The sequence below is a fragment of the Micromonospora sp. RTGN7 genome (genome assembly GCF_033804645.1).
Taxonomy (GTDB): Bacteria; Actinomycetota; Actinomycetes; order Mycobacteriales; family Micromonosporaceae; genus Micromonospora.
Genome location: NZ_JAPZLF010000052.1, coordinates 1 through 1,152, shown reverse-complemented (window position 1 = coordinate 1,152; position 1,152 = coordinate 1). Strand labels below are relative to the sequence as shown.

The 1,152-nt window shown below is 70.8% G+C and carries 2 protein-coding genes; one reads left to right on the top strand and one right to left on the bottom strand.

The annotated features are described in order from the left end of the window. Window positions 1-122: 122 nt before the first annotated feature. Window positions 123-542 carry an HPF/RaiA family ribosome-associated protein gene (locus SNR22_RS29155; protein ID WP_320069894.1) on the bottom strand — a complete coding sequence of 140 codons (420 nt, stop codon included), beginning with the start codon at window positions 540-542 and terminating at the stop codon, window positions 123-125. 190 nt (window positions 543-732) lie between these two features. Between SNR22_RS29155 and SNR22_RS29150 the strand changes: the two genes are divergently transcribed. Then, window positions 733-861, top strand: coding sequence for a hypothetical protein (locus SNR22_RS29150; RefSeq protein ID WP_320069893.1), 129 nt, complete (start codon window positions 733-735; stop codon window positions 859-861). Window positions 862-1,152: the final 291 nt, after the last annotated feature.

Genomic DNA, 1,152 nt, shown 5'->3' with positions numbered 1-1,152 from the left:
CCCCCCCCCCCACCGCGCCCCCCCCCCCCGGGCGGGCCCGGGGCCAACCCCCCCGGGGGCCCGCGGGGGGGGGGGGGGGGCGGGCCCCCCCCCCCCCCCCCTCGGCCCTACTCAGGTCCTGATCAGGCCGTCTCGGCGTCGACCCGGGCGGTGTCGTTGTCGAGGTCAACCGGGGCCGCCTCGGCCTGGCCGGTGTCGCGCAGGTGCTTGTTGTGCCGGGGCTCCTGCTTGGTCTTGGCGTCGTTGAGCCGGCGGCGCAGGTCGTCCCGCACGTCGTTGAGCGCGGCGTGCAGGTCCTCCTCCGAGGAGGTGGTGACGATCTTCTGTCGGCCGGCGATCCAGCACTCCAGGGTTACCTTCTGTCCCCGGGCCTCCCGGTCCTTCACCGACACCTCCAGCTCGGTGACGTCGGCGTGGAAGCCGGCCAGCCGGGCGTCGAGGGTGGCGAACTGCTCGGCGATCCAGTTCCGGTCGCCCTGGGAGAACCCGGTGCCGACCCGCAGGCACTCACCCACGGTCGCGGGGTTCGCCACGGCGCTCATCGGCGGGCCTCGCCCTCGGTGCGGACGGAACCGGTCGTACGGAGTCGGCAGAAAGTCATCTTCCGTGGCCCTTCTGATCGGACGACATGCCGCCTGTTGTGGGCCGGCGTGCCGTCGGTGGTGCTCGCTTGATCACTGCTGTACCCAGTCATGGTCCGTCCGGAAACGTCCCTGTTACGGGCTCCGTCAGGTGGTAGCCGCGCAGGATCGCCCGGGTCATCTGGGCGTGCCGGCCGCCGGCGCTGGCCGCCGCCGTCTGGGCGTCGAGCCGAAGACCGTGGCGAACATCGCCGCCTTCGTCGCCAAGGTGACTGCCTGACGCGGGCGTAGCACACCGGAACCTTGATCAGGCTGTTGTCCACAGGACCCTCCGTTATCCACAGGTTGGGGCACCGGTGGTGGCGGGGGAGCGTCGGGGCGGCCAGGCTCGGCGGCGAGTCGACTCACCACCGCAAGCCCGGATCTCCCTGGAGGGGCGATGTTCGACACGTACGTAACCATCGTGGGAGATTGCAAAGATTGAATACGCCTACCAGCGGAAAAGGGCCTTCACGCGATCTTTCTCCGGCTCCCGCCAGTACGCCGTAGGCCGCACCACCACCCGATCAAC